Raw genomic sequence first — 5,640 nt, 5'->3', positions numbered from 1 at the left:
ACACACTACAATTTGTTGTTATTGGTGTGTTGTTTAATAAGGTCCATTTTTGTTTGCCATAATTTTTCAGATAAATCCACATAATATTTATGCGGGAACTCGAATCTTCTCGATTCATCCCATAATGTATTTAATTGCTCTAAACAGTAGTTTCTTACTTCTTTTACGGTTGGTAAAGGATACACACATTTTCCTTTTTGAAAAACAGGAATGAGTAAGTTTACCGCTGTAAAATTTTCATAAGTCGTTTTTTTCCATGTGTAATCTGGATCAAATAAAGTGAGTGGTTTAGATTCATCAATGATTTCATCATGAATCGTTAATACATCTGCACATGCCTTTTTTGTGTCCTTATTATAGATACGATAAAGTTTTTTAAAATGTGGGACAGTAATTTTATTTGGGTTATCACTTATTTTAATCTTAGGTTTAACAACCCCATCTTCTTCTAAGGCTACTAACTTATATACACCGCCAAATACTGGATCACTTTTTGAAGTAATTAAACGCTCACCAACGCCAAAAACATCAATAGGTGCGCCTTGGTCTAATAATGCTTTGATTAAGTATTCATCTAATGCATTTGATGCGATAATTTTACACATTGGTAAGCCTGCTTCATCTAACATTTTTCGTGCTTTTTTAGATAAGTAGGTTAAGTCACCTGAATCAATACGAATGGCAAATGTGTTAACCCCTTTTGGTACTAAATCTTCTTTCATCACTTTTATTGCATTAGGAATTCCGCTTTTAAGCGTATTATAAGTATCAACTAAGAATGTTGTATTATTAGGATAAATTCTTGCATAAGCTTTAAAAGCTTCAAGTTCAGAATCAAATAATTGAACCCAACTATGAGCCATTGTTCCACTCGCAGGAATATCTAAATGACGATCTGCATACGTATTACTTGTTAAATCAGCCCCGCCAATATAAGCCGCACGCGCGCCTAAATTAGCACTACTTACTCCGTGTGCTCTACGCGCACCCATTTCAATAATTAAACGATCTTTCGCTGCATATTTTAAACGACTAGCTTTGGTTGCAATTAATGATTGGTGATTAACAGCTAGTAATAAATAGGTTTCGATTAATTGGGCCTCAATGGCGGTTGCACGTACTGAGATGACAGGTTCATTTGGAAAAATGACCGTTCCTTCTTTTACTGCGTAAATATCCCCTGTAAATTCAAAGGTTTTTAAAAACGTTAAAAATCCTTCACTAAATAGTTTACGTTTTCTTAAATACGCAATATCATCATCAGAAAACGACAACTCTTCTACGTATTCAACAATAGATTTCAGTCCAGCCATGACAGCGTAACCTCCACTATTAGGAATACTTCTGAAAAATAAATCAAAGTAGACTATTTGGTCTTTAAATCCACTTTCGAAATAGCCATTGGCCATGGTAAATTCATAAAAATCAATTAGCATTGTTTCATTAATTTTTTTCATCATTCATCCTCTATTCTTGATGTTTATATGGATACCTTCCATAATATCTAAAGCTTTTTGGTGTAAGTCAGAATCAAAACTAGCTGTACATGATGCATCGACAATGATCCTTGCATTAGGACAAGCCGCTTTAGCAATTACGGCATTTGATAAAACACAGATGTTAGAAACGAGTCCAACGAGTTCTATTATATCATAGCCTATCTCTTTTAAATACTGACCAAGTTCAAGTGATGGAAAAGTATGTTTAATAAATATTTTATCGTCTTTATCCATCAACTTTTTTATTGATGATTTTATCTCATGACCATATGTGCCTTTAAGACAATGGACAATGGAAAGATGTTTTCCTTCTTCGGTTTCTAGATAATCTTCATCATGGGTATCTTGTGTAAATAAAATATCCGCATTGAGCAAACGATAGGCTTTTATTTTATCCACAATAGCCGCCTCAATCTGAAGCGCCTCATCAAAGCCTAATGCCCCATCAATAAAATCATTTTGATAATCCACAACAATTAAACATTGCTTCATAAAACCACTCCTTTTATCCCTACTTATATTGTAACATAGAACGTTAAGTTTGTGCTTTATTACAGTAGTATCGTTGACACAGCAGTGCTTTTAAGATAAACTTTTTATGAGTCTAAAATAGAGGTGAAACGATGAAAACAATATTAAACGATTCAAAAAATCCAAGATATAATTTGGCCTTAGAAGAATACGTGCTTAAGTATTTAGATACCGATGAAGATTTTGTGTTATTATGGCAAAATGAAAACAGTATTATTATTGGTCGCAATCAAAATACGATTGAAGAAATCAACGCAAAATATGTAAAAGATAATGATGTAAGTGTGGTTAGACGCATTACTGGAGGCGGGGCAGTTTATCATGATTTAGGCAACTTAAACTTTTCATTTGTGACAACGAACTTAAAAGATAATTTAAATAATTATCGTAAGTTTACCGATCCTGTAATAAAAGCTTTAAATAGCTACGGTGTCCCTGCAGTATTCTCAGGTAGAAATGATGTTGTTGTTGAAGGCAAAAAAATTAGTGGTAACGCACAAAGTTATCATAAAAACCGTATGTTACATCACGGGACGATTTTATTTGATGCTGATTTAAGTATTATAGCGGATGCTTTAAATGTTAAACCTGATAAAATTGCTTCAAAAGGTATTAAGAGTAATCGTGCAAGAGTTACGAATATTAAACCTTATTTAAAAGATGCTATTTCAATGATAGATTTTAAAGAGCGTTTACTTAAATACCTATTAAACTCTGAAAATATTATGGATCATGTTTATGAACTAAGTGCGCATGATTTAGAAAAAATTCATGAACTGATGGCAACACGTTATAACACTTGGGAATGGAATTATGGTGAGAGTCCTGAGTTTAGTATTGAAAAAGAAGGCCGTTATGCTGGCGGTAAAGTTGAGTTTAAGCTTGATGTTAAAGATGGTGTGATAGATAAAGTTAAAATTTACGGGGATTTCTTAGGCAGTAAAGATTTAACCGAGTTAGAAGAAAAACTTAAAGGCCTGCCTTTTGAAGAATCTACGCTATCAAAAGCTTTAGAAAATGAACCTTTAGATGAGTATTTCTTTAATATAACCCTTGATAATATTTTGGAATGTTTATTTGGATAGAAAGAACTTCGGTTCTTTCTTTTCATTAATAATGCACATCATTTGAAGTCAAATACCCCTTAGGGTATAATGGGTTTGATTTTGATGAAAGGTGTGATCTTATGAAGTGTGATAAAGCACTCGTGAATCGCTTAAAACGGACACAAGGCCAGATGCAAGGCATAATTAAGTTAATGGAATCTGACACTGCTTGTATCGATATTTTAGCACAGTTAAAAGCGGTGCGTTCTGGCATTGATAAAGCCATCGGCTTACTGACAACCCAAAACTTGATTCAAACCATTGAAGATGACTTTAATATTAAATTAGACAACATCCATGATGCGGTAGATTTAATTATTAAAGGCAAATAGCATAAAGGATGATGAAGCATGTTTAATTTTACTGTAGAAAAGAAAACCATAACTAATCAATTTGATGAGATAACACTTTGGGATATGCTTATTATAGGCGGCGGACCCGCAGGGTTAAATGCGGCGTTATATGCCAAACGAAAAGGATTAACCGTTGGGTTAATCGCAAAAGAAAATGGGGGTCAACTGCATAATACAACAGCGGTTGATAATTACTTAGGCTTTAATTTGATTGATGGTGAACATTTAGCTAATGCGTTTGTTGATCATGTTACGCACTTAGAAGTGCCTTTATTAAAAAGTGGGGTTTCAAGTATAGAAAATGTAGCCCCAAATTATATCGTTACAACCAGTAACGGGAAAAAATATACAACTAAAACATTACTTATTGCAACAGGTGGTTCTTCTAGAAAACTAGCTATTCCTGGTGAAAATGACTATGCCAACCGAGGTGTTACTTATTGTGCTACCTGCGATGCACCGTTTTTCAAAGGCAAACATGTAATTGTTGCTGGTGGGGGAAATAGTGCTGCTGAAGGGGTCCTTGACTTAGTGCCTTGGGCAGATAAAATTACAGTCGTTCACAGAAGTCAGTGGCGCGCAGATCAAATTTTATTATCAAAGTTAGATAAGGTTGATAAGTTAACTGTCCATCTAGAGACACAAATACTTAATGTGTTTGGCGATGAAATGATGAAAGGTGTTCAAGTGTTAGATAAAGCAACCGGTGAAAAACGTTTAATTAAAGCTGACGGTTTACTCATCGAAATTGGGACAATTCCAAATAGTGCTTTAGTTAAAGATTTAGTTGCTTTAAATGAACAAGGAGAAATATTAGTTGATCATAACCAAATGACTTCACTAAAAGGATTATTTGCTGCTGGTGATGTCACTGCACAACCTCATAAACAAATTATTATTTCTGCAGCTGAAGGGGCAAAAGCCGCGTTAGCTGCGAATCAATATTTAAATCATACATACAAAGGAGAATAAAAGATGGAAAGATTATTACCACAAGATGTGGCAGATTCAATTAAGGGGTATATTGCCTCTATGCAAAACAAAGTAAAAATGGTTTTATTTACACAAGAAGGTATTTGTGAAACGTGTAAAGAAACTAAACTTCTTCTTCAAGAAGTTGCAGAATTAAATTCACTGATTACAGTTGAGTTTAAAGATATTAAAAAAGATGCAGACCTTGCTGAAAAGTATAATATTACCTTAACCCCAAGTTTTGTCATGTTAAACGACAAAGATGAATACTTAGGCGTTAAATTTAATGGGATTCCAGCTGGTCATGAAATTAACTCATTTTTAAATGGATTACTCATCATGAGCGGCGTTGCTTTTGATTTTGATGAAGCAACAATCAAACGCATTAAAGCAATAGACAAAAAAGTTGATATTAAGGTATTTGTTACTTTAAGTTGCCCACACTGTCCAGGTGCAGTTGAAACCGCACATAAAATTGCGATGTTAAATCCTAATGTTGAAGCTTCAATGATTGAAGCCCAAACATTTGGTGCTTTATCTGCAAAATTTAAAGTATCTGGTGTTCCTAAAATCATTATCAATGATCAATTTGAGTTACTCGGTAATCAACCCGTTGAAGCGTTCTTAAAAGAACTAGAAAACTTACGTTAATCATAAAAAACACAGTTCACCAAAAATGAACTGTGTTTTCTTTTATATTTGCTATAATGTAGTCAAGGGGGAATTAGATGAAAAAGCTATTCCAAGATTTCAAAACGTTTATCATGCGAGGCAATGTTGTTGATTTAGCTGTAGCAGTTATTATCGGTACTGCATTTGGAAGAATCATTCAAAGTTTAGTCCGCGATATCTTAATGCCGATTATTAGTTTAGCCATTGGTAAGGATGGATTTGAAAATTATAAATACGTCATTACACCAGAAAACCCAATGTTAGGCATTACTGAAAATGCGATTTATTATGGTTTATTCATTCAAAATGTTATTGACTTTATCATCATTGCATTGGTTATATTCTTTGTCATTAAACTCATGATGAAAGCCCAAGAATTAGCCCATCAAAAACGTTTAGAGGAAGAAAAAAGAGTTAAAGAAGCACTTGAAAAAACTAAAAAAGATCAACCTACAGTCGAAAGTTTACTAACGGATATAAAAAAACTTTTAGCTGAACAAGCAAAAT

The 5,640-nt window shown here is 33.6% G+C and carries 7 protein-coding genes; 5 read left to right on the top strand and 2 right to left on the bottom strand.

Annotated elements, in window-relative coordinates:
* Positions 1-5: 5 nt before the first annotated feature.
* Together ACHAJD_RS09610 and ACHAJD_RS09605 are read right to left on the bottom strand one after the other, a co-directional pair.
* Positions 6-1,457 carry a nicotinate phosphoribosyltransferase gene (locus tag ACHAJD_RS09610; RefSeq protein WP_435585654.1) on the bottom strand — a complete coding sequence of 484 codons (1,452 nt, stop codon included), beginning with the start codon at positions 1,455-1,457 and terminating at the stop codon, positions 6-8.
* A 3-nt stretch (positions 1,458-1,460) separates the two neighbouring features.
* Entirely contained in the window at positions 1,461-1,991 is a 531-nt protein-coding gene (locus ACHAJD_RS09605) for a cysteine hydrolase family protein (RefSeq protein WP_435585653.1), read from the bottom strand.
* 131 nt (positions 1,992-2,122) lie between these two features.
* On the opposite strand from ACHAJD_RS09605, the gene lplA reads away from it, so the two are divergent.
* The 5 genes from lplA to mscL form a co-directional block, all read left to right on the top strand.
* The gene (gene lplA / locus ACHAJD_RS09600) at positions 2,123-3,115 is read left to right on the top strand and encodes a lipoate--protein ligase (RefSeq protein WP_435585652.1); all 993 of its coding nucleotides are present in this window, start codon (positions 2,123-2,125) and stop codon (positions 3,113-3,115) included.
* Positions 3,116-3,216: 101 nt separating this feature from the next.
* A complete protein-coding gene (locus ACHAJD_RS09595) occupies positions 3,217-3,468 on the top strand; it encodes a metal-sensing transcriptional repressor (protein WP_435585651.1) in 252 nt (83 codons plus the stop codon).
* Positions 3,469-3,486: 18 nt separating this feature from the next.
* Entirely contained in the window at positions 3,487-4,461 is a 975-nt protein-coding gene (locus ACHAJD_RS09590; protein ID WP_435585650.1) for an NAD(P)/FAD-dependent oxidoreductase, read from the top strand.
* Positions 4,462-4,464: 3 nt separating this feature from the next.
* A complete protein-coding gene (pdo, locus tag ACHAJD_RS09585) occupies positions 4,465-5,112 on the top strand; it encodes a protein disulfide oxidoreductase (protein WP_435585649.1) in 648 nt (215 codons plus the stop codon).
* A 77-nt stretch (positions 5,113-5,189) separates the two neighbouring features.
* Positions 5,190-5,640: large conductance mechanosensitive channel protein MscL (mscL, locus tag ACHAJD_RS09580; RefSeq protein ID WP_435585648.1), on the top strand; the 451-nt coding region annotated here is incomplete at its 3' end.

The organism is Liberiplasma polymorphum (assembly GCF_043951795.1).
In the GTDB taxonomy this organism is placed as follows: Bacteria; Bacillota_I; Bacilli_A; order Izemoplasmatales; family Izemoplasmataceae; genus Liberiplasma; species Liberiplasma polymorphum.
Note: the sequence above shows the minus strand (reverse complement) of the source record. Positions and strands in the feature narration are given on the sequence as shown.